The following is a 23,735-nucleotide window of genomic DNA, read 5'->3' as shown; positions in this document are numbered from 1 at the left end:
TGGAGTTGTAATGACCGTTTCAAGACCGCTTTCAGTAAAGCCTTTGTGCGTTATCGCCAGTATTGCTTTGTACTTTACCACTGTCACTTCTATTACCGTCGGCCCGATGAACATAAGTTTCACTGACAGTATTCAATCACTGCTTCCCGTCTCCAACGTTGATATTCCGGGTCACGTCTCAATGATTGTCCAACAAGTCCGTCTTCCTCGCACATTATTGGCGATCGCAGTTGGCGGCATTCTGGCGATTTCCGGCGCCGTTATGCAAGGACTGTTTCGTAATCCTCTCGCAGACCCAGGTATCATTGGCGTTTCATCAGGGGCAGCGTTAGGTGCAGCCATCGCAATAGTCCTCTTTGGTGAATTAGCTGCCAGCTACCCAACGCTATTGCTCTTTGGCACAGTCCCTATGTTTGCCTGCTTTGGAGGGGCATTCATTACCTTTGCCGTCTATCGCTTGGGCACAGGTTCCAATGGTACATCGGTAACCATGATGCTGCTTGCTGGTGTGGCGATATCTGCATTAGCAGGGGCTGCTTTAGGGCTTTTGAACTACTTTGCGGATGACCAAGCCTTACGAGATCTGTCTCTTTGGACAATGGGGTCATTAGCAGGTGCGAACCCCAGAGGGCTGTGGTTGGCGTTTGGTACTTTGTTGATCCTATTTATCTTTTACTACCGTGATGCCGACAAGATTAACGCCATGCTACTTGGTGAATCCGAAGCGCGTCATATAGGTATTAACGTTCAAAAGCTGAAACGACGTTTGATTGTTCTTGCTGCCATTGGTGTTGGCGTTACTGTTGCTCTGGCGGGAATGATTGGGTTTATCGGGCTCATTGTTCCTCATGTTTGCCGCATGCTCATTGGCCCAAACTATAAAGCCTTGCTACCTGTCACTATGTTACTTGGCGCTCTACTTCTCCTGTTTGCCGACATGCTGGCACGAACGGTTGTCGCGCCACTGGATATGCCCGTCGGTATTGTCACAGCGCTCATTGGTGCTCCTTTCTTCGTCTGGCTTCTGATAAAACAAAAAGGTCGTATTTAATGCTGTCTCTATTTACTCAACCTAAGCGCATGTCAGAACCATCGATCTGTGATTACTGTCAGTCTACCAGTATCGCCGTTCGTCATTTATCGGTTGAACTCAGCCAGCGTACCATTCTGGATGATGTGAGCTTTGAGCTTAAAAAAGGTGAATTTACTGCCCTGCTCGGCCCGAATGGCACAGGTAAGAGCACCTTATTAAAAGCCATCACAGGCGAAGTGCACTCTCATGGCGATGTGATGTTGTTCGGTCGCAACAAAACGTATTGGCCGTCTGGTAATTTAGCTCGACACCTTGGCGTTTTGCCACAAAGTAGCAGTCTCTCTTTTAACTTTACCTCCCGAGAAGTGGTCTCACTTGGTGGCATTGGATTGAACATGCCAAACCACCAGCTAGAACAGCTCGTCGTGAGTAATATGGAGAAAACAGATGTTATCCATCTTGCTGACCGATCGTACCCGACGCTATCAGGAGGAGAAAAGCAACGCGTTCACCTTGCTCGTGTTCTCACTCAGCTGGAGCAAGGCGGTAATAATAAAATACTGCTGTTGGATGAACCAACGTCAGCGCTGGATCTGCATCATCAGCACAGTACGTTGGCGTTAGCAAAATCGCTTGCGAAACAAGGTGCGACAGTGGTGGCCGTACTGCATGACCTTAACCTTGCCGCTCAGTATGCCGATCGGTTGATGATACTCAACAAAGGAAACATCGTGGCCGATGCGCCTCCGAAATACGCACTGAAAAGCGACATTATTGAACGCGTTTATCAGCACAAAGTCTCCATTATCCCTCACCCAGAATTGGGGCATCCGGTCGTTATTGCTGCTTAAACGGTTGGCGGGTATTGACCTTAGTGGTTAAATTTTTACAAGTTCCCATATCTCACCCATACTCAAAACAGGGAAAGGGAGAGCGTGATGGGTGAAAAAACAAAGATTCCAGCTATCGCCGATACCATTTTAATTAATGGTGTTTATGTAACGGAACAACGCATTGGGAAAGACAGACGTACAAATCGAATAACTAAATGGCGTTTTTATGAAAGGCGTAGAGGTAATGATCCGCGTTATGCGCCAACGAAAACAATAAACGAGGAGGCCTAAGCCTCCTCTCGTTGTTTTATTTAGTGATAATCTCTGGTCCCATTAGCGTGGTTGGCAACCAAGTCGAAACCCAAGGTACATAGGTTACGATGATAAGGAAGAGGAACATCACCGCTACCCAAGGTAGTGCCGCTTTCACGACCTGCATCATCGACATCTTCGCCACACCAGCAGTCACAAACAGGTTCAATCCGACAGGTGGAGTTATCATCCCTATCTCCATGTTCACCACCATCATGATGCCAAGGTGAATCGGGTCGATACCTAACGCAATCGCGATTGGGAATACCAGCGGCGCAACGATAATCAATAGGCCAGATGGTTCCATAAACTGACCACCAATCAGCAGCAGTACGTTCACAACAATCAAGAAAGTGATCGGGCCTAAACCAGCAGATAGCATCGATTCTGTGATCATTTGCGGAATGCGTTCTTCCGTCAGTACGTGCTTTAGGATCAGCGCGTTGGCGATAATGAACAGCAACATGATGGTCAGCTTACCCGCCTCAAATAGCGTGTGCTTGGTGTCTTTATGAACGAATGCTTGCAGAATTTTCACCACCGCAGGTTTGGTGTTTTCTTTATCGGCGAATGGCCCCATGTCTTTGTAGATAAAGTTCGCAATCAAAAACGAGTATACCGCTGCGACCGCGGCTGCCTCTGTTGGCGTGAATACACCGCCATAAATACCACCCAGAATGATGACAACCAACAGTAAACCCCAGCTCGCATCTTTCGCAGCAGCAAACGTTTCACCCCAGCCAACAAAAGGTTGCTTTGGTAACTTCTTCACGCGCGCTGCAATATAGATAGCGATCATCAGCATTAAACCAGCCAGTAGCCCAGGAATAACACCACCAAGGAACATACGCCCAACCGACACATCGGTTGCCGCCGCGTACACGACCATTACGATTGATGGCGGGATAAGAATACCGAGCGTACCTGCGTTACAAATCACCCCTGCCGCAAAGTCTTTCGAGTAGCCGTTTTTAATCATACCCGCGATAACGATACTACCAATCGCGACTACGGTTGCAGGCGATGAACCTGACAGCGCCGCGAACATCATACAAGCAACTACCGATGCCATTGCCAAGCCGCCACGGAACCAGCCGACCAGCGCAATCGCGAAACGAATAATACGTTTTGCTACCCCGCCGGTAGACATAAAGCTAGAGGCAAGAATGAAAAATGGGATCGCCAAAAGTGTGTAGTGCCCTTCAAATGCGTTAAATAACGTTTGTGCAACTGACGCGAGAGACGTGTCCGAGTGCCACATCAAAAATAGAATACTTGATAAACCGAGTGATACTGCAATCGGCACGCCCACGAGCATGAAGCCTATTACCATCACGAATAACAATAAAATATCCATGGCTTAGCTCTCCTTATTCTTATTGTTATCAGGGCTCTGATCCTCGCCTTGGTTCTTGTCGCCACCTTGGTTCTTATCTGCGCTTTGCTTAGGCTCCATAGCCTCACCCGCGTCTTTAAGCTCTTCTTTTAATGCTTCAAGTTCTTCTTCTGCTTCATGACCTGAAATCATTCGGTCCAGCTTACCAGTCAAAATCTGATAGGCGATCTGAGCAAAACGGAACGTTAACAGCGCCATACCAATTGGCAGTGCCATGTAAGGGATAAAGCGTGGCAGCTTTTCGTAACGTTCACCTTCGTTGAGCCAGTCAGCCATGAACTGCAACATCTCTGGCATTGGAATATCATCGGTTTCGTACCAAGCACGCTCGGTTGCAAACGGGTACCAGTAATTCCACGAACCAATCAGAAGTAATATCGAAAACGTCAAACAACATGCTACTGCAATCAGGGCGTAGATTTTTCTCAGGCCTTCTGGAGCCATATTGATCACTACGTCGACCCCGATATGAAAGTGCTTTTTAACACCGTATGACGCACCAACCAGTACCATCCAAGCAAAGAGGAATACGGTTAGCTCAAGAGCCCAAAGAATATTGTCGTTGAATATGTAACGCATAACGACATTGACAAAAGTCAGCATCGTCATCGTACCTAGGAAGAAAGCGATAAGGGTTTCTTCAACCTTGTCGGTAAACTGTCCGACTTTCGCAAAAAATGACTGTTCCATGTGATACATCGCTCGAATCAGGTGAGTTTGGCTCCCGAATTACGGGAGCCTTGGTGGTTTATTGTTGGTTTGCTGCTAGCGCCGCATTGATCAAGTCAGAACCAATGTCTTTTTCAAACTTGTTCCATACTGGCTTAAGCGCAGTTACCCACTCTTGGCGCTGTTCAGGCGTTAGCTCACGAACCACACCGCCCGCTTCGATCACGTATTGTTTGTTTTGTTGCTCGACACGGTTAGATTCCGCGTTACGAGTTTCAGACACTTCTTTCAGAATGGTCGCCAACTGATCGCGAACATCAGCTGGAAGCCCATCCCACCACTTAGTCGAAGTCACAACTAGGTAATCCAAAATACCGTGGTTGGTTTCAGTAATACCGTCCTGAACTTCGAAGAACTTTTTACCGTAGATGTTTGACCAAGTGTTCTCCTGACCATCGATAACTTTGGTTTGTAGACCGCCGTACACCTCAGCAAACGACATTTTCTGCGGGTTTGCACCAAGTTGCTCAAACTGAGCGACCAATACGTCAGATGCTTGTACGCGGAATTTCAGACCTTTCGCATCTTCAGGGTTGATCAATGGTTTGCTCGCAGAGATTTGCTTCATACCGTTGTGCCAGAACTCAAGACCACGGATACCACGACGGTTCATCGCGTTCTTTAGCTTTTCACCCGCCTCAGAACTTTGGAAGCGGTCAACGGCGTCTACATCATCAAAAAGGAAAGGAAGGTCAAAAATGCGGAACTTTTTGGTGAATTTTTCAAACTTAGATAGAGAAGGGGCTGCCAATTGCACATCCCCATTCAGCATTGCTTCCAGTACTTTGTCATCATCATAAAGTGTCGAGTTAGGGAAAACCTGCATACACGCTTTTCCGTTCATCTCTTCATTGACGCGTTTCTCTAGTAGTGAAGCCGCAATCCCTTTCGGGTGTTTATCTGTGTTGGTGACGTGGCTGAACTTAATGACAGTTTCACCTGGGTCGCAATTCGCGGCAGCATTGAAACTTGTGACAGCAAGAATAGAAGCAGTTAGTAGGGTTAAAGGCTTTAGCATTATTGTTCTCCATAGTAAATGAACAACCCCATCAATGGGTGTTGATGCATATACAAGAGCAATTTCAATACCAAAACTTAAAAACAGTAAGATTGTTATTTTATTTCAAAGAGTTAGATAAATCCCACTTTAAACAAGTCGTTTCATGTCAAATTTATCAGCTTAATTTTGGGTAGAGTCCCACACATGAAATGTAAGGGAATGTGTAAATTTATACCTATTTAATACATTCAAAGATGAGGGTAACAGTGACTGGTTATGGCCTTGGTTACGGATTGGAACAAAAAAGGGGCCTATTCCTATGAATGGCCCCTTTCAAAACTGAACATATCGCTTATGAAGAACAGCTGATCTCCATTTTTTTACCCCATTCAGGAGGGAGACTGGCGTAGTGCTCCATGTCTGGTTGTTCGTCGTAAGGTTTTTTCAGCAACTCAGCAAGTGCGTTTACTTCACTAAAATCACCCTGCTCCGCTTTTTCAATCGCTAACTGAGCAAGGTAATTACGCAATATATACTTAGGGTTCACAGCCCTCATCGACGTACACCTTGCTTCCTCACTCACTGGCTTCGCATCATCATCTGTTTCACATTCACAACGAGCCAAGTAAAGATCTAACCACGCTTTGGCAGCATCTCGGTCGATAAACAGATCAACGACCACCTGCGGATCACGGTGATCTAAATTAGACAGTTCACGCATAAATCGCGTGTAATCGACGCGGTTTTGATGCAATAACTCAAACATCGCTTGGAAAAGTTGGCTATCTTGCTCTAGTTTGCAGTGCAGTCCCAATTTACTTCTCATTAGCTGGCTGAAGTAACCACCTAATTTCGTCTCGAATTTCGCCAACACTGCTTCTAAGTCAGGCTTTTCTATCAGCGGAGAAAGAGCGTGTGCAAGCGCTGACAAATTCCATAGCGCGATCCTTGGCTGCTGATCGAACGCATATCGCCCCTGATAATCGGAATGATTACAGATGTAGCCAGGTTCGTAATCATCAAGGAATCCAAACGGCCCATAATCAAATGTCTGGCCCAGTATCGACATGTTATCGGTATTCATTACCCCATGAGCAAAACCGTAAGCTTGCCAATAAGCAATCATGTTCGCGGTTTTGTCGACAACCGATTCAAACATCGCAACGTAAGGCTTATCACTTTCTAAACATTCTGGCCAATACCACTCGATGACTTTATCGGCGAGTAGCTTTAATTCAGCTAATTGGTTGGTATAGAAAAAGTGTTCAAAGTGACCGAAGCGAATGTGGCTTTCTGACATACGAATCAGTAGTGCGCCCTGCTCCATTTTTTCTCTATATACAGGTGTATCACTGGTCAACATACCTAGCGCTCTGGTCGTAGGAATCCCCAGTCCAGCCATTGCTTCACTGCAAAGGTATTCTCGAATCGTTGAACGCAAAACAGCACGACCATCCCCCATTCGAGAGTATGGCGTTAAACCAGCCCCCTTCAGATGGACATCGAAAAATCTGCCATCATGGTTTGCTAGCTCTCCCAATAACAAACCTCTACCATCCCCCAACTCTGGGTTGTAGACCCCAAACTGATGGCCCGCATATTTCATCGCTAAAGAAGGAAACTCATCAGAAATCATTTCTCCCGCAAGAAATAATTTTAGATCCCCTTGCGGTGCCTGCTCTGGCAAACCAAATTGCGCTGCGAACGTATTGTTCCACGCGACCCAACGGGTATTGTTCAGAGGTTGAGGGGTCACCTTAGTAAAAAAGGAATGAGGAAGTTCGGAAAACCGACTGGACAAGGAAATAGATGAGTGAAACGACATACACAAGCTTTTAACATGGATTTATCGATGACCGTATCACACAGAACGAGAACAAATCTATACTTATGCCTTAATAAGTCATACTTAAAAGTAAGTAACCACAAACCTACTAAGGCTTAGATGAAATCACTTGTCTGAATCAGATCACGGCAAAGACTGTGAAGATACCCACTAACGAAAAAATACAAATACGGCTAATCAATCCAAAATTTGAGTACTGAATCATCTCTTGATGCTGCATGCGCCCTCCTTGGTTATTAACATTTGTTACATGCTCATTACAATATGATGAATTTTCAGGTAATACTCAATCATCTACTCCATGAATTTTTTATGACACAACATTCTAAATATGACGTCAAAACCCAAGAGCAATCCACACTAGGTACGTCTATTGTTGATGCAAACCATTAATTAATAAAATTATTAATGTTGATTGTTTGATTTACGTACTACTTAACGAAAGCAGAATACATTACACTGATTACCGCTTTTATTGCTGCTTTACTGGAGGGATCATGGATACATTACTGCGGAATATTTCTCTGCATCGTTTGGTTATGATACTGGCTGGAGTTCCTATCGTTCTAGCTTTGCTGACTGCCATCAAATTAGTGCAAAACTATCAACACACTGTGGAAGTCGCGAATAACGACAGTGAGATCATTAAGTTGGTACTTCTGTATGACAACCTTGCACACAACTTAGCCGTTGAGCGAGGTCTAACCGCGGGTGTGCTAGGAAGCCAAGGCGATCCAAAACAAGTAGAAGCATTAAACGACCAAAGAGCAGTGACCGATACACATATTTCAGCGCTGCAAGCCTATTCTCCTACATATCTTCAATCTTCTCTAACAGATAAGCTGTCTACCGATGTGCTCCAAAACTTATCGACACTAAGAGATATTCGAGTTCAGGTTGATCAACTTTCACCTAAAACCTCTCCTTTTGCCTACTACTCGAACTTAAACCAACTGAGCATTGATAATGCCTCTTTATTATCTTCGAATATTGCTAATCAAGATATATCCGATCTAGGCCAAGCGCTTATCGCCATTGTGAAAATGAAAGAGCGTGCAGGACAAGTGCGCGGTGCACTTAATGGCGCGTTTTCCAGACAAAGCTCGGATATTGGCCAGTACGTTGCCATTGAAAACTATTTGGCGAGTGGCGAATACGCTCGGAGACAAGCAGAGCAATCCTTACGCTCCGAATTTGCCGCTCAATTTAACCAAGCTGTAATGTCGCCTATCTGGAAGGAAGTGGAGCAAGTTCAGCAGCAGTATCTGAACCAGAAGAGCACGCTATCATCACTCGAAGGGCCTGAACCGACTCAATGGTTCGCTTCTGCAACAAATAGAATCAAGCTGATCAATACCATTCGAAATGACCTAAAGACAGAAATGCTGTCTGTGACAGAGCAAGTAGCGGCTAGTGCAAGCTTCCAAATGAACGTTCTATTAGCATTGTCGATAATAATAACCGTTCTCCTAGTGGGCACTGTGGCGATGTGTGTACAGAGTTTAAAAAAACGCGTCGGGACACTCACTCGTCAACTTGCGAATATGTCTAGAGATCGAAATCTCGCTATAGAGCTTGATGTCGATGGCAAAGACGAATTATCTCAAGTGTCTAAGAGCATCAATAATTTGACTGGCAATCTGAAAGACTTGCTATTAAATGTGACCAGAACGAACGAGAGCAGTACGCGCAGCTTAGAGCAGATGGTTCAAAGTTCAAATAAACTCGGAACAAGCAGCCAAGAAACCGCAGATAAGTGCAGTAACATAGCGACTGCGATGACGGAGCTTTCTCAATCGAGCTTAGAAATCGCGTCGTCTTCCGAACGTGCATTAGAAGAAACTGAACAAATGACCAACAAGGTTATTTCGTGTCAAGAGCAAAGCCAAACATCTTATGAGTTAGTGAGCGCACTCGTCACTCAGATAGAGCAGACCCAAGATTGTATTCATCAACTAGAAAAAGATGCAGAGAGTGTGAGTAAGATTGTCGATACGATCAACGGCATCTCAGAACAGACTAATTTATTGGCTCTTAACGCCGCAATCGAAGCCGCTCGTGCAGGCGAACATGGACGTGGATTTGCCGTCGTATCGTCTGAAGTACGTGACCTTGCTCAGCGAAGTAAAGAAGCTACTGAGCATATTTCGCAACTGCTACACAATATTACGACAAACACTCAAACTGCTGTGCAGAATATGTCTAAGAGCCACGAAGCGACAGATTCCACATTTGAGTCTGTGTCGGTAGTAAATAATAGTGTTTCAGAGCTTGAGTCTTTGATCGAGACAGTGAACGAACACATTACCAGTATCGCCAACTCCACCATCGAGCAGTCGAAAGCCAGCGAAGAAGTGGATAAAGATGTTGATGTCTTGACAGAAATTGCCCTTAACACTGGAGATTCAGCGGGCAATATGAGCAATATTGTATCGAACTATCAAGAAGAAGCTCGGAAAGTCAATTCCCAGTTACAACAATTCAATCTGAGATAACAGTAATCAAGCGGCATCAGATGCCGCTTTTTTATCGGATGTTCAACGAGATACGTACAAAGTCTTCATCTTCATATTCCATCTTATGATCAAATAGAGACGAAGAATAAATGGTACGCAGGAAAGCACTTTTCTCACCATGAGTCCCACGAAATAGCATGGAAATGTCACTCACTAGGCGATTTCTATTATCAAAATGAGCGTTTAAATCATTCGAAAGTACGCACAGCAGGCAACCTTTAGGATTGAAGCTAAGATCCACTTTTTCAGGATTAGACACCAACACCGTCGTATTCAGTTCTTTCTCAATCATATTGATAAGCAGTAAAAAACTGTCTAAATGCGGTAACTCATCACCACGTAGTGGCGTCAGTAAATTTCCCAGCATGGCTTCCATATCGAGTTTCTGTGAACGCGCATGGCTGACCAAAGAACGGATTTTCTTCTTAAACGGCTTATATTTTTTCGTGTTGGCAGATTTGTTGAGCCAAGCAGAGAGGATATCGTTGATTTCGCCACGAGTTTTTCTGCCAAGAATTTGGGCACTGTGGTTAGTACGCAGATGCAGTAACGCATGAAGCGCTAGATCCGATAGCAAAGGTTCAAATTCAGGTTTTATCTTGGTATGGATACTGCGCATGGTGCCTTGGACGTTAATACTCGACGAGGACTGAATCAATCGTTGATTGTCAGGGAGCGTCATGCTACCGAAAAGCTTTGCTTATGTACAGTTCGAAAGTTAAGCAAAAGTGATACCAACCTAGCAACTACACATCGGATAGGTTGAATATAGGCTGATAGACTGGCTATTCGATAGGAAAAAACAGATGAAAGACGGCAAACAACAGTGGCTCGCCAACGCGATAACACTGTTCCGTTGTATTGTGTCTATCACGCTTATGTATTACTCGCTTGTCTACTTTTAGCTCAACAACCGATGCTGTCAAAAAGAGAGACATATTTAACTCTACGGGCACTCAACAGTAAAAACACCCAGACGTTTGGACGTCTACATTGACATATCATCTTCGTGCCATTAATCTTCTCTCCCCCGTTATTGTCAACTTTATCGTTTAAATGTCCTATTCCCCAGAATCAACCAAAGCAGCTAGCCCATCTGCAATTGCACTTCTTCCATTAGTGATTTTTCTCTCGCTGTTTATTGGCGTGGGCACTTATCTGTCTTTTCAAGGTGTTGAGTTCGCTTTCTATCAGCTGCCAGCGCCTATCGCTGCACTACCCGCTATCATCGTAGCGATTTTGCTAAGCAAAGATTCGCTCAACCGTTCAATCGAACAATTCATGCGTGGTGTTGGACATCAAGATATCATCGCGATGTGTATGATTTACCTGCTTGCAGGTGCATTTGCTGCGGTAGCGAAAGCGTCTGGTGGTGTGGATGCGACCGTTAACCTTGGACTGTCAGCGATTCCGACCAGCCTGATTCTGCCGGGTATCTTTCTAATTTCAGCCTTTATTGCGACAGCAATGGGAACATCGATGGGCACTATCGCCGCCGTTGCTCCCGTGGCACTGGGTATTGCGCAGTCAGCCGGCATGAGCCTTCCCCTAACTGCTGGGGTGGTGCTAAGCGGCGCTATGTTCGGTGATAACCTTTCGATCATCTCCGATACCACCATCGCGGCAACGCGCTCTCAAGGCTGTGAAATGAAAGATAAGTTCCGCGAAAATGTTCGTATCGCACTTCCTGCCGCTTTCTTCGCGCTCGTACTATTCGCATTCAACAGCTCCGCAACACAAGTGCCAGAAACAGGCCCGGTAGAATGGCTCAAAGTTCTTCCTTATATCACGATTCTTATTTTAGCTATCTCGGGTTTGAACGTCTTTGTTGTGCTTTCGGTAGGAATTTTTCTAGCGGGAAGCGTAAGCTTAACCTCGATTGATAGCTATACACTGACAGATTTGGGGAAAGACATTTACGCAGGCTTTGGCAACATGCAAGAGATCTTCTTACTGTCTATGTTGATTGGCGGTTTGAGTGAACTGATGCGCCGTCAAGGTGGTTTAGCCTTCTTGACTAACTTTATCAGCAAAACGATCAAAGCGTTTGGTTCGAGCCACTCTTCGAAAGCGAACAGCCGTGCAAGTGAACTTGGTATCGCTAGTCTTGTCGCCATGGTAAACACGTGTACAGCAAACAATACGGTTGCGATTATCGTTTCTGGCAGTGTTGCACGCGAATTGGCGGAAGAGCATAACGTGACTCCACGCCGCTCTGCTAGCTTGTTGGATATTTTCTCGTGCGTCATGCAAGGCATACTGCCTTATGGTGCGCAAGTGCTGCTTTTGGGGTCCGTATTCGAGATTTCCCCCGTTGAAGTTGTTGCCAACTCTTACTACTGCTTTGCTCTAGCCATTGCTGCAGCGTTGGCAATTTTCTTCAAGCACCCGTCCCGACGCCCAGCACCGCTTTCAAACATTTAAGTTTGTACTAGAGACATTAAAACGAAGAAGCCAGTCAATTCCCTGACTGGCTTTTTTGCATTCATAACCCTAAAAAACGAAAAAGCCCTGACAACTCATTGAGTTATCAGGGCTTTAGAATAAATGGCACGCCCTATTGGATTCGAACCAATGACCACATCCTTAGAAGGGACGTGCTCTATCCAGCTGAGCTAAGGGCGCGCTACAGGAAGGGATTATACGAGTTCACACTCGTAACACAAGGGGTTTTCATAACATAATGATCTGAATGACTAAAAAAAGGACACTAGATTATATTTTGATTAAAAACACCACAAAGCAAACGTTTGCTTATAGATGTTCGTCAAATAATTTGCGACAATGCGCTGCAAATTATTCGCCATTCTTATTAAAGGAAAGTCATGACTGCTCAAAATATCGATGGAACACTTATTTCTCAAACTGTTCGATCAGAAGTTGCTGCGCGAGTAAAAGCTCGAGTAGAAGCTGGTCTACGTGCGCCAGGTCTTGCGGTAGTATTAGTTGGTGAAGACCCAGCTTCTCAAGTTTATGTTGGCAGCAAGCGCCGTGCATGTGAAGAAGTAGGATTTGTTTCTAAATCTTTTGATCTACCAGCAAGCACAACAGAAGAAGAGTTACTTGCTCTGATTGATGAGCTAAATAGTGATAATGAGATTGATGGCATACTCGTCCAGCTCCCTCTTCCAGCAGGCATTGACTCGACTCATGTTTTAGAACGCATTCACCCAGAGAAAGACGTTGATGGATTCCACCCATACAACGTGGGGCGCCTTGCTCAGCGTATTCCAAAACTCCGCTCATGCACACCTAAAGGTATCATTACCCTACTCGATCGCTACAACATTGAGCTGCGCGGTAAACACGCTGTTGTCGTGGGTGCTTCTAATATTGTTGGCCGCCCAATGACACTAGAATTACTGCTAGCTGGCTGTACAACAACAACTTGTCACCGTTTTACTAAAGATTTGGAGCGTCACGTTCGCCAAGCGGACATCGTAGTTGTCGCAGTGGGCAAACCAAACTTTGTACCTGGTGACTGGGTTAAAGAAGGTGCTGTGGTTGTCGATGTGGGTATCAACCGCTTAGACTCAGGGAAGTTAGTCGGTGATGTTGAATACTCTAAGGCTCGTGATCGCGCAAGCTTCATTACTCCAGTTCCTGGTGGTGTGGGCCCAATGACAGTAGCAAGCCTAATCGAAAATACGATGCTAGCTTGTGAGCAGTTCCATACCAAAAAGTAACTTAATGAGTTAAATACAAAAACGGGTAGCCATTGCGCTACCCGTTTTTATTTAAACCCAAATGTTCACTTTGAGTAACTCGCGGTTACAGACTCATAATGACGCCCGCAATGGATGCGCTCATCAAGTTGGCCATAACACCAGCGGTGATCGCTCTAAAGCCATGCTTAGAAACAAAAGCACGCTTTTCTGGCACCAAGGAGCCTAAGCCACCGATAAGCATTGCCATGCTGGATATGTTTGCGAAACCACAGAGTGCAAAAGTCACGATCGCTTGAGAATGCTCGCTCAGCTCGGTTTTCACTGCTTCCAGTTGAATGAATGCGACGAATTCGTTCACCACAATTTTGTTACCTATTAGAGAGCCTGCAGTCACAGCTTCACTCCAAGGAATACCCAACAACCAAGCGACGGGGGCAAACAAGTAACCTAGGATCAGCTCAAAACTCATCTCTGTTCCAATCTGATCACCAAACCAACCGAGCATGCCATTCAACAAAGCAATAATACTGATAAACGCCAAAAGCGTACCACCAACAGAAACAGCGATACGTACACCAGCCATTGCACCGTCTGCCAACGCTTCAACGACGTTGGTTGCACGTGGAATTTCAACATCATTGATATTGATATCTGGGGCTTTTACATCAGCTTCTGGCATTAGGATTTTTGCCATCAAAAGACCTGCCGGTGCAGACATAAATGCCGCTGCGATCAAGTAGTTAAGATCCACACCCAATGACGCATAACCGACCAACGTTCCACCAGCAACCGACGCCAAACCGCCCGTCATCACTGCGAAGAACTGAGAATCGCTCATGTGCTTTAAGTATGGTTTTACCATTAACGGCGCTTCGATCGTACCAACAAAGATATTTGCGGTTGCCGACAACGATTCCGCGCGGCCAATGCCTAGCAGTTTTTGAATACCACCGCCGATGAAATTAATCACGCGCGGCATAAGACCAATATGATAAAGGCCTGAAATCAATGCGGAGAAAAAGATAATGATGCCAAGTACATTGATGGCAAAGGTAAATCCACCCGTCGCTAAATCACCAAACAGGAATCCAATACCTTCTTGCCCATAGTCGATTAAGTTCGACACAACCCCACTTACCGCGTGCAGAACATCTCGGCCCACTGGCACATATAGAACCAGTAGAGCGAAAGCGACTTGCAGACCAAAAGCAAAAACGACCGTTTTTATCTTTATATTTTTTCTGTTTGTAGAAAGTAGCCAAGCCAAAGCAAAAATGACTACGATGCCCAATAGAGAGTTCATACGATTTCCGACGCAAAAGGGGTAAATAAAATTGCGTCGGATAATATTCAGATAATTTTGAGATGCAAATCACAGTTGTTAATAAAGTGTACTTTGCATTGCTCAATAAATGAACTTGATATTAAGTTATTGTTTTTTATCAATATAAACGTTTGCTAAAGCTTATTGTTTCCATTTGGAAAATATGTTTGTAGGAAAGGAAATAATTACTTACGTTTATCTCAATGCCTTTGCCACCTTGATTAGCGCGGTAGGTATGGCGCTAGCCGCTTATCCCAGTAGCATGGAGAGCCGATTTTCCGTTTGATAAACTCAATAACCGCAGCGGTTTTTTTCGGTAAATAGCGGCGAGAAGGGTAAACGGCATAAAACGGCATATCTTGGCTAGGCTGCCAATCCGGTAATAGTTGGATAAGTTGACCCTCTTTAAATTCATCTCGGATCAGGTACGTAGCTAGATAAGCAATGCCCCAACCTGCTACGGCTGCATCCCTAACCGCTTCCGCTAAATCCACAGAGTAATTACCCGATATTTTTACGTTAAGCTGCTCACCTGGCTTGGAAAACGCCCAACTGGTGTAATCTCTTTCCCAACTTCTATAAATTAGACAATTATGGTCAACCAAATCATTGGGATGATGCGGCGTATCGTGTTTAACCAAATATTCTGGTGATGCCGCTACCACAAACTTGCTGTCAGCCAATCTCTGCGCAACATAACCTTCAGGTAAGGTTTCGTTGTTGGTGATCCAGAGATCCAGACCTTCTTGAAGCATATCTACACGGTAATCGAACAAGTGCATTTCCACTTGAAGGTTTGGGTACTGCTCTCTGAACTCATCAATAGCGGGCAAAATATGTAAAGAACCAAAAGACTGTGATATCCCAATTTTGATCAAGCCTGACACTTCATCACGCTGACTTTCAATTTCTCGCTGAGCCTCTTCTATCGTGCGAGTGATCTTCTGGCAGTGGTGATAAAACTGCTCCCCAGCTTCTGTCGGCGTAAAGCTTCGGGTCGTTCTCTGCACCAGCTTAACCCCGAGAGACTCTTCAAGCAGCGCCAGCTGTTTACTCACGTGTGAGACAGAAACGCCTAAGCTTCGAGCCGCAGCCGTAAAGTTTTTGTGGGTTAGCAACGCTGAGAATACCACCATCTGAGATGCGCGATCAGATAACACAATAACTCCAAAATTAAGAAGGGGCTCACCTGAGCCCCTTTGATAATAATTATAGTGCGATTCTATCAGCCAAATGGCTGACTGCCAGCGCAAAGTAGTAAGAACGATTCCACTTCATCAATACGTTATAGTTGTTGTAAACCAAATAAGCTCGACCATGAGCATCATCAGGTGCGATCAACCAGGCTTTGATGTCGTTGTCTAAATGAGGCAACGGGCGACCATCATATCGAGTGAGACCAAGTTCACTCCACTCTTTCAGGTACTTCCCTTTTTCTTCACTTCGCCCTTGAATACTGGTATCGAACCCTTCAGGCAATTTGATCTGGCGGCCCCAGGTATAGTCATGCTGCCATCCTGACTGACTTAAATAGTTGGCAGCCGAGGCAAACACATCAGCCTCGGTGTTCCAAATGTCTTTCTTACCATCGCCGTTGCCATCGGCTGCAAACGACAAGAAAGAACTCGGCATAAACTGGCATTGCCCCATCGCGCCCGCCCATGAGCCTTTAAATTCAGAATGTGGTATATGCCCTTCATCCAAAATCTGTAGTGCAGCCATGGCTTCACCACGGAAGAACTCTTCACGTCGACCTTCGTAAGCCATAGTAGACAACGCGTCAATCACACTGTAATTCCCTGTAAATCGACCAAAATTACTCTCTACGCCCCAAAGCGCCACAATGAATCTTGGTTGTACACCGTACTTTTCACCAATCGTCGTCAATTCCGCATGGTGTTTCTGATACAGCTCTTTCGCCTGTTTTACCTTCCAGGCCGGTACCGCTTTGGGAATGTACTCGTCTAATGTGAGTTTCTTCTCTGGCTGATTACGATCCGCTTTTACGGCTCTCGGTTTATAAGTGACATTTTCAAATGCCACCGAAATTACCTGCTCAGAAATGCCTTTTGTTCTCGCTTCTGCCTTTAATTTTTCGACGTACTGCTCAAAACTCACTTCATTGGCGAACGCTGAACCCGCGATGGATGCACCTAGTATGACTGACAAAATTTTTTTCACATTGCCCTCCTTGAGCAACTGAGTAAATGACGCCCGTTATTCTTATTCTTCGGACTGTTGGCGAGCTTTTTTCTGCTCTTTATATTCTTCCAAAAGATTCTTTGGCGGAGGCGGTAGTTGAAGGAAAAATCCCTCACTTTCTAGCGATTGTTTCACTTTTTCAATATCCACAGTCGCAAGTTGACGGCCATCTAGCTTAATCACCATAACCATGGTCGGTTTGCCAAACATTTGCATTAATGCATCTGGTACTTGTGAAAAATCGTCCTTTTTCGGGATATAGAGGTAAGCACCCTCTTTTTTAGAACTTTTATAAATTGCGCAAAGCATGGAAGCCCTTTTGTTCGCTAATAGTCAATAAACCGCAGTGTTTCGCTTTTTTTGAGAGCAAAACACTCAATTGAGAGCAAGATTACTTGCTGTGCTTAGTATGGGAATATAACATGATAACCCTAGTCTCAGGCAACGCCCTTAAGAGGTTCTAAGTAAAAGATGTCGCATTCACCAGACCTAAAAGGCAGCAGCTTCACATTGTCGGTTTTGCACCTTAATGACAACGATATAGAAAAAACTGTGCATTTCCTCAAAGAGAAAGTCAAAAAAGCGCCGACTTTTTTTGCATCTGCGCCAGTTGTCATCAATATTTCTAAAGTAGATGGTGATATTGACTTTAAAGCACTTAAAAGTGGTATTGCTGACGCAGGGATGATTCCAGTTGGAGTGACAGGCTGTAAAGATAAGCGAATACAGAATTCGGCGTCTGAAGCTTCGTTCGCCATCATGTCTGCAAGCAAATCTCCAAGTCAAGCGCCTGCGACAATGACTCCGACCAAGATAATTCATTCTCCTATTCGCTCAGGCCAACAAGTTTATGCAAAAGATTGTGACCTTGTTGTACTTAACCATGTTAGCGAAGGGGCCGAGGTCATTGCAGATGGTTCAATTCACATCCACGGCACTTTACGAGGACGTGCTATCGCGGGTGCAAGCGGCAACCAAGACGCGGTAATCATCTGCAATAAGCTTAATGCCGAACTGATGTCCATTGCTGGGCACTACTGGCTTACAGAACAATTTTCTGAAGAATTTTGGCAACAAAAAGTCATGTTTAGTTTGAGCGATGATTCACTCAAGTTCGATCTGTTAACGATTTAAGAATTATAAGGAACAAATAATGGCACGCATTATTGTTATAACGTCAGGTAAAGGTGGTGTTGGTAAAACCACCTCAAGTGCCGCGATCGCTTCAGGTCTAGCGGTGAAAGGTAAAAAAACAGCCGTAATCGATTTTGATATTGGCTTACGTAATCTCGACCTTATCATGGGCTGTGAGCGTCGTGTCGTTTACGATTTTGTTAATGTGATAAACGGCGAAGCAACGCTAAACCAAGCGTTAATCAAAGATAAGCGAACAGACAACCTATTTATCCTGCCTGCATCGCAAACTCGCGACAAAGACGCCCTTAACAAAGAAGGCGTGCAACGTATTTTGGATGAACTGGACGAAATGGGCTTTGACTTCATTATCTGTGATTCTCCAGCAGGTATCGAACAAGGCGCACTCATGGCGCTGTACTTCGCCGACGAAGCCATCGTAACCACAAACCCTGAAGTATCGTCAGTCCGAGATTCAGATCGTATTCTAGGTATTTTAGATTCTAAATCTCTCCGCGCAGAGCAAGGCTTAGAACCTGTGAAACAACACCTACTGCTAACACGTTACAACCCTGCACGTGTCGCCCAAGGTGAAATGCTAAGCGTTCAAGACGTTGAAGAAATTCTACACATTTCGTTATTGGGTGTTATCCCAGAAAGCCAAGCGGTGCTAAACGCTTCAAACAAAGGTGTGCCTGTAAGTTTTGATGAACAATCTGACGCAGGTATGGCTTACAACGACACTGTAGAGCGTCTGCTCGGTGAGCAAGTGGATTTCCGCTTCCTAACTGAACAGAAAAAAGGAATCTTTAAACGTCTATTTGGAGGCTAAAACGGCATGTCATTACTAGAGTTTTTCCGCCCGCAGAAAAAGTCATCTGCGAATTTAGCCAAAGAACGATTGCAAATTATTGTTGCTGAACGTCGTAGTCAAGGGGATCCTTCACCGACTTATTTACCACAGCTAAAAGAAGATATTCTTCAAGTCATCAGTAAATACGTCGCCATTGATCCTTCCATGGTTGATCTCACGTTTGAGCATAAAGATGATGATATTTCAGTGCTAGAGCTGAATGTTAAATTACCTGAAGACGAAAAATAGTCGCATTGGTTTTATGATAAACCCTCTGAGTATTCAGAGGGTTTTTGCTTTTCAATGACCACGATGTCCTATTCTCCCTCCCCCTGATTAACGATGACTTCAAATCCACCAAAAATGAGTCTCGAGCCGTCAAATGGCATCATATCTAACTCTGCAACCACTCGTGGGTCTTGCATCACTTGGGGGACCATCTGATCCCGTATTTCTTTAGACGGCCAGGTTATCCAGGAAAAAACAACCGTCTCCCCTTCTTCAAGTTTGACTGCCATCTTCATTGAGGTCACTTTTCCATCTGGGACATCATCTCCCCAGCATTCGACATATTGAACAGCACCATATTCAATAAACACTTCCGCAACGCGCTGCGTGTGCTCCACATACAAAACCTTATTCTTGTCTGGTACAGCAGCGACAAAACCATCTACATAACTCATAGCTACCTCTCTTTTCGGATAGGGTGAGGTAAAGTGTAGATGTCAGCTATTCATCTGGCTTGAGAATAACGGCAATAAAACAGACTGTAATCGGTATGGATCGTGCGTCTGATGGATATAAAAAGCCCCAGTCTTGCGACTAGGGCTTTGGTCTTTTCCCGATTCGTAGGTTTCGTGCTAGCGAAAACCTATCTCAAAACTTACGCCTTACTTATGCGCCCGCTTTTTCTTTTTTAGCTTTAGGTGCAGATTTCGCTGCTTCTTGGTCTGCTTTCTTCTTAATTACTGTTGTGCCTTCGAAAGTTTCACCTTCAACGAATGCTTTACCGTAGTAAGAAGCAGTCAGAACGTCTTTCAACTCACTGATTAGAGGGTAGCGAGGGTTCGCACCAGTACATTGGTCATCGAACGCTTCTACTGCTAGCTCGTCCAGTTTCGCGATGAAGTCAGACTCAGCAACACCTGCCGCTTGGATAGACATTGGGATATCTAGGTTTACTTTTAGCTCATCCAACCATGCTAGTAGACGTTCAATCTTCTGAGCAGTGCGGTCACCTCCTTGGCTTAGGCCTAGGTGGTCAGCAACTTCAGCGTAACGACGACGTGCTTGTGGGCGGTCGTATTGAGAGAACGCAGTTTGTTTAGTTGGGTTGTCGTTCGCGTTGTAACGTACAACGTTTGAGATTAATAGAGCGTTCGCAAGGCCGTGTGGCAAGTGGAACTCAGCACCAATCTTGTGAGCCATTGAGTGACAAACACCTAAGAATGCGTTCGCAAATGCAATACCAGCGATAGTAGCCGCGTTGTGTACTTTTTCACGAGCAATTGGGTCGCTTGCGCCATTCGCGTAGCTTGATGGTAGGTATTCTTTGAGCATCTTAAGCGCTTGTAGAGCCTGACCGTCAGAGTATTCGTTCGCAAGAACAGATACGTAAGCTTCTAGAGCGTGAGTCACTGCATCGTAACCACCGAACGCTGTTAGCGACTTAGGCATGTTCATTACTAGGTTCGCATCAACGATAGCCATGTTTGGCGTAATCTCGTAATCAGCTAGTGGGTATTTAGCACCCGTCTTGTCGTCTGTAACCACCGCGAATGGCGTCACTTCTGAACCTGTACCTGAAGTGGTAGTGATACATACAAGCTCCGCTTTTTTACCCATTTTAGGGAACTTGTAGATACGTTTACGGATGTCCATAAAGCGCATTGCCAGTTCTTCGAAGTGCGTTTCTGGGTGCTCGTACATTACCCACATGATCTTAGCTGCATCCATTGGTGAACCACCACCTAGCGCTAGGATTACGTCTGGCTGGAAGCTGTTCATCGCAGCCGCGCCTTTCTCAACAACAGATAGCGTTGGGTCCGCTTCAACATCAAAGAATGTTTGAACTTCCATGCCTTGCGCTTTCAATAGCTGTACAACATCATCTGCGTAGCCGTTGTTGAATAGGAAACGGTCAGTAACTAGGAATGCGCGTTTCTTACCTTCTAGGTCGCTTAGTGCGATTGGAAGGCTACCACGACGGAAGTAGATAGACTTAGGTAGTTTGTGCCACAACATGTTTTCAGCTCGCTTCGCTACGGTTTTCTTGTTGATTAGGTGTTTAGGGCCTACGTTCTCAGAGATAGAGTTACCACCCCATGAACCACAACCTAGCGTTAGAGAAGGTGCAACGTTGAAGTTGTACAAGTCACCGATACCACCGTGAGTAGTCGGGATGTTGATTAGGATACGAGCCGTCTTCATCTTATCACCGAAGTAACGGATGCGGTCTGCGTTTACGTCTTGATTCGTGTATAGGCCAGATGTGTGACCGATACCGCCAATCTCAACCATAGTCACCGCTTGAGCAACTGCATCTTCGAAGTTGTCTGCACGGAACAGGCCTAGAGTTGGAGACAGTTTCTCATGAGCGAATGCGTCGTCGTATGACACTTTACCCAGACCTTCACCAACCAGTACTTTCGTATCTGCAGGCACTTTAACACCCGCCATTTCTGCGATAGCCGCTGCTGGTTGACCAACAATGTTCGCGTTCAGTGCGCCGTCGATAAGTAGTACTTTACGTACTTTTTCTGCATCAGCTTTAGACAGAACGTGCGCTTTGTGTGTTGCGAAACGCTCTTTCACTTCGTCGTATACTTCGTCAACAACGATCGCAGCCTGCTCAGAAGCACACACCACGCCATTATCGAAAGTCTTAGACATTAGAATAGAAGCAACAGCACGTTTGATGTCTGCAGTTTCGTCGATAACAACAGGAACGTTACCTGCGCCTACACCGATTGCTGGCTTACCAGAAGAGTATGCAGCTTTAACCATGCCAGGACCACCAGTTGCAAGGATAAGCGCAATGTCATCGTGTTTCATTAGAGCGTTTGATAGCTCAACAGAAGGCTGGTCAATCCAACCGATGATGTCTTTTGGTGCACCTGCTGCTACCGCTGCATCTAGAACAAGTTTCGCTGCATCGTTAGTCGAGTTTTTCGCACGTGGGTGTGGCGAGAAGATAATACCGTTACGAGTCTTCAAAGAGATTAGAGATTTGAAGATCGCAGTAGAAGTTGGGTTAGTTGTTGGTACGATACCGCAGATGATACCTACTGGTTCAGCGATAGTCATAGTACCTAGGTTGTCATCCTCTTCTAGGATGCCACACGTTTTTTCGTCTTTGTATTTGTTGTAGATAAACTCTGAAGCAAAGTGGTTTTTGATCACTTTATCTTCAACAATACCCATACCAGATTCTGCAACCGCTTGTTGAGCTAGCGGAATACGCGCATGGTTAGCTGCAAGAGATGCGGCACGAAAGATCTTGTCTACTTGCTCTTGAGAGTAAGTAGCGAACTCTTCTTGCGCTTTCTTAACGCGAGCAACCATTGCATCTAGTTCAGCCATATTAGTAACAGGCATAGGGATTCTCCTAAATTAATAAATATTAAAAACTTTTTATTAAGGACACTGCTTTGTAATTTTCATCCAGCTAGGCAGTACATCTTAGTAAATTGCTTTCAGAGCTGATTATATTATTTCAGGATATGAAAAAAATTGACTCAGATCAGTTCATAAAAGCTAAATACACAATAAGTGTTAACCTCATCTCACAACACATCAAAAATACATGAAAAACAAAGATTTACATCACAATCAAAAATGCTCAATTTAGCAACAACTAAGCTCATAAAGCTTGAAATGAACAAAATTCTGTAAAAATTTTTCATTTTTTGAGCGACAACTTACATGTAATCCAGAATTTATGTGCCACTGGTAGTATATCTGGGTGGATAATTTTCGCCATAACCGAATCAAGTTTTATCAAAAATGTAGAATTATTATCGTTTATGTAAATCTGGTTACAAGCACCTCTGTAGTATGCCTAACAAACTGTCTCAAATTCGTTTACGTTCCTTTAAAAAATTAGTTTTTCTCAGCAATGAGGTAGCTTACACGTTAGTTTTTTTCATTCGTTGGTCACAGAATTTTAGACTATATTTCGCCTATATCTGACTTTCCCTTTAACTCGGTGGGTATACACTTACATGCAAACTTTAGAAGTCGCCGTCTTCTTACAGTTTTTTCTCGGCTTAGTCGCCGCTGTAAACCCTGTAGGCATCATGCCTGTTTTTGTCTCGCTAACTGGCCATATGACGCTGGAAGAGAAACATAAAACAGCGACGACAGCCAATGTGGCGGTCGCTATCATTCTTATCGTGTCACTACTTGCTGGTCAGCTTCTTCTGGATATGTTCAGCATTTCGCTGGACTCGTTCCGCGTTGCTGGTGGACTACTTTTATTGAGTATCGCGTTTTCAATGATGAGTGGTAAATTAGGTGAGGATAAGCAGAACAAACAAGAAAAGTCTGAATACGTCAGCCGAGAGCAGATAGGTGTTGTGCCACTTGCTATGCCCTTGATGGCGGGCCCTGGTGCCATTAGCTCGACTATCGTTTACGGTGCGCGCTACCCAAGTGTTCTCGAAACCGTGGGCATCGCAATAACTGTCGGGTTATTTTGTCTTTGTTCCTGGCTACTGTTTCGTTCAGCCCCGCTGATTGTCCGCTTTTTAGGGCAAACTGGAATCAACGTAATCACACGTATTATGGGACTCATTCTTGGCGCACTTGGCATTGAATTTATTGCCAATGGCGTACGGAATCTTTTTCCAGGATTAGCCTGATTTTATTTAAGGTTGTATGATGGAGCG

The 23,735-nt window shown here is 44.8% G+C and carries 22 protein-coding genes and 1 tRNA gene; 10 read left to right on the top strand and 13 right to left on the bottom strand.

Translation table 11 applies throughout. From position 1 onward, the window contains the following. Positions 1-10 precede the first annotated feature (10 nt). From NP165_RS04320 to NP165_RS04310, 3 genes are all read left to right on the top strand, one after another. Positions 11-1,051 (top strand): FecCD family ABC transporter permease, encoded by a 1,041-nt coding sequence (locus tag NP165_RS04320; RefSeq protein WP_257085089.1) that lies wholly within the window; start codon positions 11-13, stop codon positions 1,049-1,051. After that, the gene (locus tag NP165_RS04315) at positions 1,051-1,884 is read left to right on the top strand and encodes a heme ABC transporter ATP-binding protein (protein WP_257085088.1); all 834 of its coding nucleotides are present in this window, start codon (positions 1,051-1,053) and stop codon (positions 1,882-1,884) included. The genes NP165_RS04320 and NP165_RS04315 overlap by 1 nt, the downstream gene beginning before the upstream one ends. Positions 1,885-1,971: 87 nt before the next feature. After that, on the top strand, positions 1,972-2,157 hold the full coding sequence (locus tag NP165_RS04310; RefSeq protein ID WP_257085087.1) for a hypothetical protein: 186 nt from the start codon (positions 1,972-1,974) through the stop codon (positions 2,155-2,157). A gap of 16 nt (positions 2,158-2,173) precedes the next feature. Here NP165_RS04310 and NP165_RS04305 read toward each other — a convergent pair whose 3' ends face one another. From NP165_RS04305 to NP165_RS04290, 4 genes are all read right to left on the bottom strand, one after another. Continuing rightward, positions 2,174-3,535, bottom strand: a complete 1,362-nt coding sequence (locus tag NP165_RS04305; RefSeq protein ID WP_257085086.1) for a TRAP transporter large permease — start codon at positions 3,533-3,535, stop codon at positions 2,174-2,176. Positions 3,536-3,538: 3 nt separating this feature from the next. Then, positions 3,539-4,264, bottom strand: a complete 726-nt coding sequence (locus NP165_RS04300; RefSeq protein WP_257085085.1) for a TRAP transporter small permease — start codon at positions 4,262-4,264, stop codon at positions 3,539-3,541. A 58-nt stretch (positions 4,265-4,322) separates the two neighbouring features. After that, positions 4,323-5,321, bottom strand: a complete 999-nt coding sequence (locus NP165_RS04295) for a TRAP transporter substrate-binding protein (protein WP_257085084.1) — start codon at positions 5,319-5,321, stop codon at positions 4,323-4,325. A gap of 334 nt (positions 5,322-5,655) precedes the next feature. Beyond that, positions 5,656-7,128, bottom strand: coding sequence for a protein adenylyltransferase SelO (locus NP165_RS04290; protein ID WP_257085083.1), 1,473 nt, complete (start codon positions 7,126-7,128; stop codon positions 5,656-5,658). Positions 7,129-7,646: 518 nt separating this feature from the next. On the opposite strand from NP165_RS04290, the gene NP165_RS04285 reads away from it, so the two are divergent. Beyond that, positions 7,647-9,644 carry a methyl-accepting chemotaxis protein gene (locus NP165_RS04285; RefSeq protein ID WP_257085082.1) on the top strand — a complete coding sequence of 666 codons (1,998 nt, stop codon included), beginning with the start codon at positions 7,647-7,649 and terminating at the stop codon, positions 9,642-9,644. Between the two features lie 31 nt (positions 9,645-9,675). Here NP165_RS04285 and NP165_RS04280 read toward each other — a convergent pair whose 3' ends face one another. Continuing rightward, positions 9,676-10,284: a DUF2913 family protein gene (locus tag NP165_RS04280; RefSeq protein WP_257085537.1), complete on the bottom strand. Its 609-nt coding sequence runs from the start codon at positions 10,282-10,284 to the stop codon at positions 9,676-9,678. Between the two features lie 166 nt (positions 10,285-10,450). Continuing rightward, entirely contained in the window at positions 10,451-10,603 is a 153-nt protein-coding gene (locus NP165_RS04275) for a hypothetical protein (protein WP_257085081.1), read from the bottom strand. A gap of 118 nt (positions 10,604-10,721) precedes the next feature. Between NP165_RS04275 and NP165_RS04270 the strand changes: the two genes are divergently transcribed. Continuing rightward, the gene (locus tag NP165_RS04270; RefSeq protein ID WP_257085080.1) at positions 10,722-12,089 is read left to right on the top strand and encodes a Na+/H+ antiporter NhaC family protein; all 1,368 of its coding nucleotides are present in this window, start codon (positions 10,722-10,724) and stop codon (positions 12,087-12,089) included. 124 nt (positions 12,090-12,213) lie between these two features. Here NP165_RS04270 and NP165_RS04265 read toward each other — a convergent pair. Continuing rightward, positions 12,214-12,290, bottom strand: a tRNA-Arg gene (locus NP165_RS04265). Between the two features lie 200 nt (positions 12,291-12,490). On the opposite strand from NP165_RS04265, the gene folD reads away from it, so the two are divergent. After that, positions 12,491-13,351, top strand: coding sequence for a bifunctional methylenetetrahydrofolate dehydrogenase/methenyltetrahydrofolate cyclohydrolase FolD (folD, locus tag NP165_RS04260; protein ID WP_257085079.1), 861 nt, complete (start codon positions 12,491-12,493; stop codon positions 13,349-13,351). Positions 13,352-13,436: 85 nt separating this feature from the next. Here the strand turns inward: folD and NP165_RS04255 are convergent, their stop codons facing one another. The 4 genes from NP165_RS04255 to NP165_RS04240 form a co-directional block, all read right to left on the bottom strand. Next, the gene (locus NP165_RS04255) at positions 13,437-14,636 is read right to left on the bottom strand and encodes a NupC/NupG family nucleoside CNT transporter (RefSeq protein WP_257085078.1); all 1,200 of its coding nucleotides are present in this window, start codon (positions 14,634-14,636) and stop codon (positions 13,437-13,439) included. Between the two features lie 242 nt (positions 14,637-14,878). Beyond that, positions 14,879-15,817, bottom strand: a complete 939-nt coding sequence (locus NP165_RS04250) for a LysR family transcriptional regulator (protein WP_257085077.1) — start codon at positions 15,815-15,817, stop codon at positions 14,879-14,881. Positions 15,818-15,866: 49 nt separating this feature from the next. Then, positions 15,867-16,838, bottom strand: a complete 972-nt coding sequence (locus NP165_RS04245; protein WP_257085076.1) for a lytic murein transglycosylase — start codon at positions 16,836-16,838, stop codon at positions 15,867-15,869. Positions 16,839-16,880: 42 nt separating this feature from the next. Then, a complete protein-coding gene (locus tag NP165_RS04240) occupies positions 16,881-17,168 on the bottom strand; it encodes a YcgL domain-containing protein (protein WP_257085075.1) in 288 nt (95 codons plus the stop codon). Between the two features lie 162 nt (positions 17,169-17,330). Between NP165_RS04240 and minC the strand changes: the two genes are divergently transcribed. The 3 genes from minC to minE are packed head-to-tail and all read left to right on the top strand — an operon-like array spanning position 17,331 to position 19,095. Next, positions 17,331-17,993: a septum site-determining protein MinC gene (gene minC, locus NP165_RS04235; RefSeq protein ID WP_257085074.1), complete on the top strand. Its 663-nt coding sequence runs from the start codon at positions 17,331-17,333 to the stop codon at positions 17,991-17,993. Positions 17,994-18,012: 19 nt separating this feature from the next. After that, a complete protein-coding gene (gene minD, locus NP165_RS04230; RefSeq protein ID WP_257085073.1) occupies positions 18,013-18,825 on the top strand; it encodes a septum site-determining protein MinD in 813 nt (270 codons plus the stop codon). 6 nt (positions 18,826-18,831) lie between these two features. Beyond that, on the top strand, positions 18,832-19,095 hold the full coding sequence (minE, locus tag NP165_RS04225; protein WP_257085072.1) for a cell division topological specificity factor MinE: 264 nt from the start codon (positions 18,832-18,834) through the stop codon (positions 19,093-19,095). 68 nt (positions 19,096-19,163) lie between these two features. Here minE and NP165_RS04220 read toward each other — a convergent pair whose 3' ends face one another. Both NP165_RS04220 and adhE read right to left on the bottom strand, forming a co-directional pair. Then, positions 19,164-19,529, bottom strand: a complete 366-nt coding sequence (locus tag NP165_RS04220; RefSeq protein WP_257085071.1) for a DUF1428 domain-containing protein — start codon at positions 19,527-19,529, stop codon at positions 19,164-19,166. A 211-nt stretch (positions 19,530-19,740) separates the two neighbouring features. Beyond that, on the bottom strand, positions 19,741-22,443 hold the full coding sequence (adhE, locus tag NP165_RS04215) for a bifunctional acetaldehyde-CoA/alcohol dehydrogenase (RefSeq protein WP_257085070.1): 2,703 nt from the start codon (positions 22,441-22,443) through the stop codon (positions 19,741-19,743). Between the two features lie 626 nt (positions 22,444-23,069). On the opposite strand from adhE, the gene NP165_RS04210 reads away from it, so the two are divergent. Next, on the top strand, positions 23,070-23,708 hold the full coding sequence (locus tag NP165_RS04210) for a YchE family NAAT transporter (protein WP_257085069.1): 639 nt from the start codon (positions 23,070-23,072) through the stop codon (positions 23,706-23,708). Positions 23,709-23,735: the final 27 nt, after the last annotated feature.

This window comes from Vibrio japonicus, assembly GCF_024582835.1.
GTDB classification, from domain to species: domain Bacteria; phylum Pseudomonadota; class Gammaproteobacteria; order Enterobacterales; family Vibrionaceae; genus Vibrio; species Vibrio japonicus.
This window is presented reverse-complemented; position numbering and strand designations above follow the sequence as displayed.

Excerpts from the sequence above, each read along its gene's own strand:
- NP165_RS04320 (WP_257085089.1), top strand. The coding sequence starts at position 11 with ATGACCGTTTCAAGACCGCTTTCAGTAAAGCCTTTGTGCGTTATCGCC.
- NP165_RS04315 (WP_257085088.1), top strand. The coding sequence starts at position 1,051 with ATGCTGTCTCTATTTACTCAACCTAAGCGCATGTCAGAACCATCGATC.
- NP165_RS04310 (WP_257085087.1), top strand. The coding sequence starts at position 1,972 with ATGGGTGAAAAAACAAAGATTCCAGCTATCGCCGATACCATTTTAATT.
- NP165_RS04305 (WP_257085086.1), bottom strand. The coding sequence starts at position 3,535 with ATGGATATTTTATTGTTATTCGTGATGGTAATAGGCTTCATGCTCGTG.
- NP165_RS04300 (WP_257085085.1), bottom strand. The coding sequence starts at position 4,264 with ATGGAACAGTCATTTTTTGCGAAAGTCGGACAGTTTACCGACAAGGTT.
- NP165_RS04295 (WP_257085084.1), bottom strand. The coding sequence starts at position 5,321 with ATGCTAAAGCCTTTAACCCTACTAACTGCTTCTATTCTTGCTGTCACA.
- NP165_RS04290 (WP_257085083.1), bottom strand. The coding sequence starts at position 7,128 with ATGTCGTTTCACTCATCTATTTCCTTGTCCAGTCGGTTTTCCGAACTT.
- NP165_RS04285 (WP_257085082.1), top strand. The coding sequence starts at position 7,647 with ATGGATACATTACTGCGGAATATTTCTCTGCATCGTTTGGTTATGATA.
- NP165_RS04280 (WP_257085537.1), bottom strand. The coding sequence starts at position 10,284 with ATGCGCAGTATCCATACCAAGATAAAACCTGAATTTGAACCTTTGCTA.
- NP165_RS04275 (WP_257085081.1), bottom strand. The coding sequence starts at position 10,603 with ATGTCTCTCTTTTTGACAGCATCGGTTGTTGAGCTAAAAGTAGACAAG.
- NP165_RS04270 (WP_257085080.1), top strand. The coding sequence starts at position 10,722 with ATGTCCTATTCCCCAGAATCAACCAAAGCAGCTAGCCCATCTGCAATT.
- folD (WP_257085079.1), top strand. The coding sequence starts at position 12,491 with ATGACTGCTCAAAATATCGATGGAACACTTATTTCTCAAACTGTTCGA.
- NP165_RS04255 (WP_257085078.1), bottom strand. The coding sequence starts at position 14,636 with ATGAACTCTCTATTGGGCATCGTAGTCATTTTTGCTTTGGCTTGGCTA.
- NP165_RS04240 (WP_257085075.1), bottom strand. The coding sequence starts at position 17,168 with ATGCTTTGCGCAATTTATAAAAGTTCTAAAAAAGAGGGTGCTTACCTC.
- minC (WP_257085074.1), top strand. The coding sequence starts at position 17,331 with ATGTCGCATTCACCAGACCTAAAAGGCAGCAGCTTCACATTGTCGGTT.
- minD (WP_257085073.1), top strand. The coding sequence starts at position 18,013 with ATGGCACGCATTATTGTTATAACGTCAGGTAAAGGTGGTGTTGGTAAA.
- minE (WP_257085072.1), top strand. The coding sequence starts at position 18,832 with ATGTCATTACTAGAGTTTTTCCGCCCGCAGAAAAAGTCATCTGCGAAT.
- NP165_RS04220 (WP_257085071.1), bottom strand. The coding sequence starts at position 19,529 with ATGAGTTATGTAGATGGTTTTGTCGCTGCTGTACCAGACAAGAATAAG.
- adhE (WP_257085070.1), bottom strand. The coding sequence starts at position 22,443 with ATGCCTGTTACTAATATGGCTGAACTAGATGCAATGGTTGCTCGCGTT.
- NP165_RS04210 (WP_257085069.1), top strand. The coding sequence starts at position 23,070 with ATGCAAACTTTAGAAGTCGCCGTCTTCTTACAGTTTTTTCTCGGCTTA.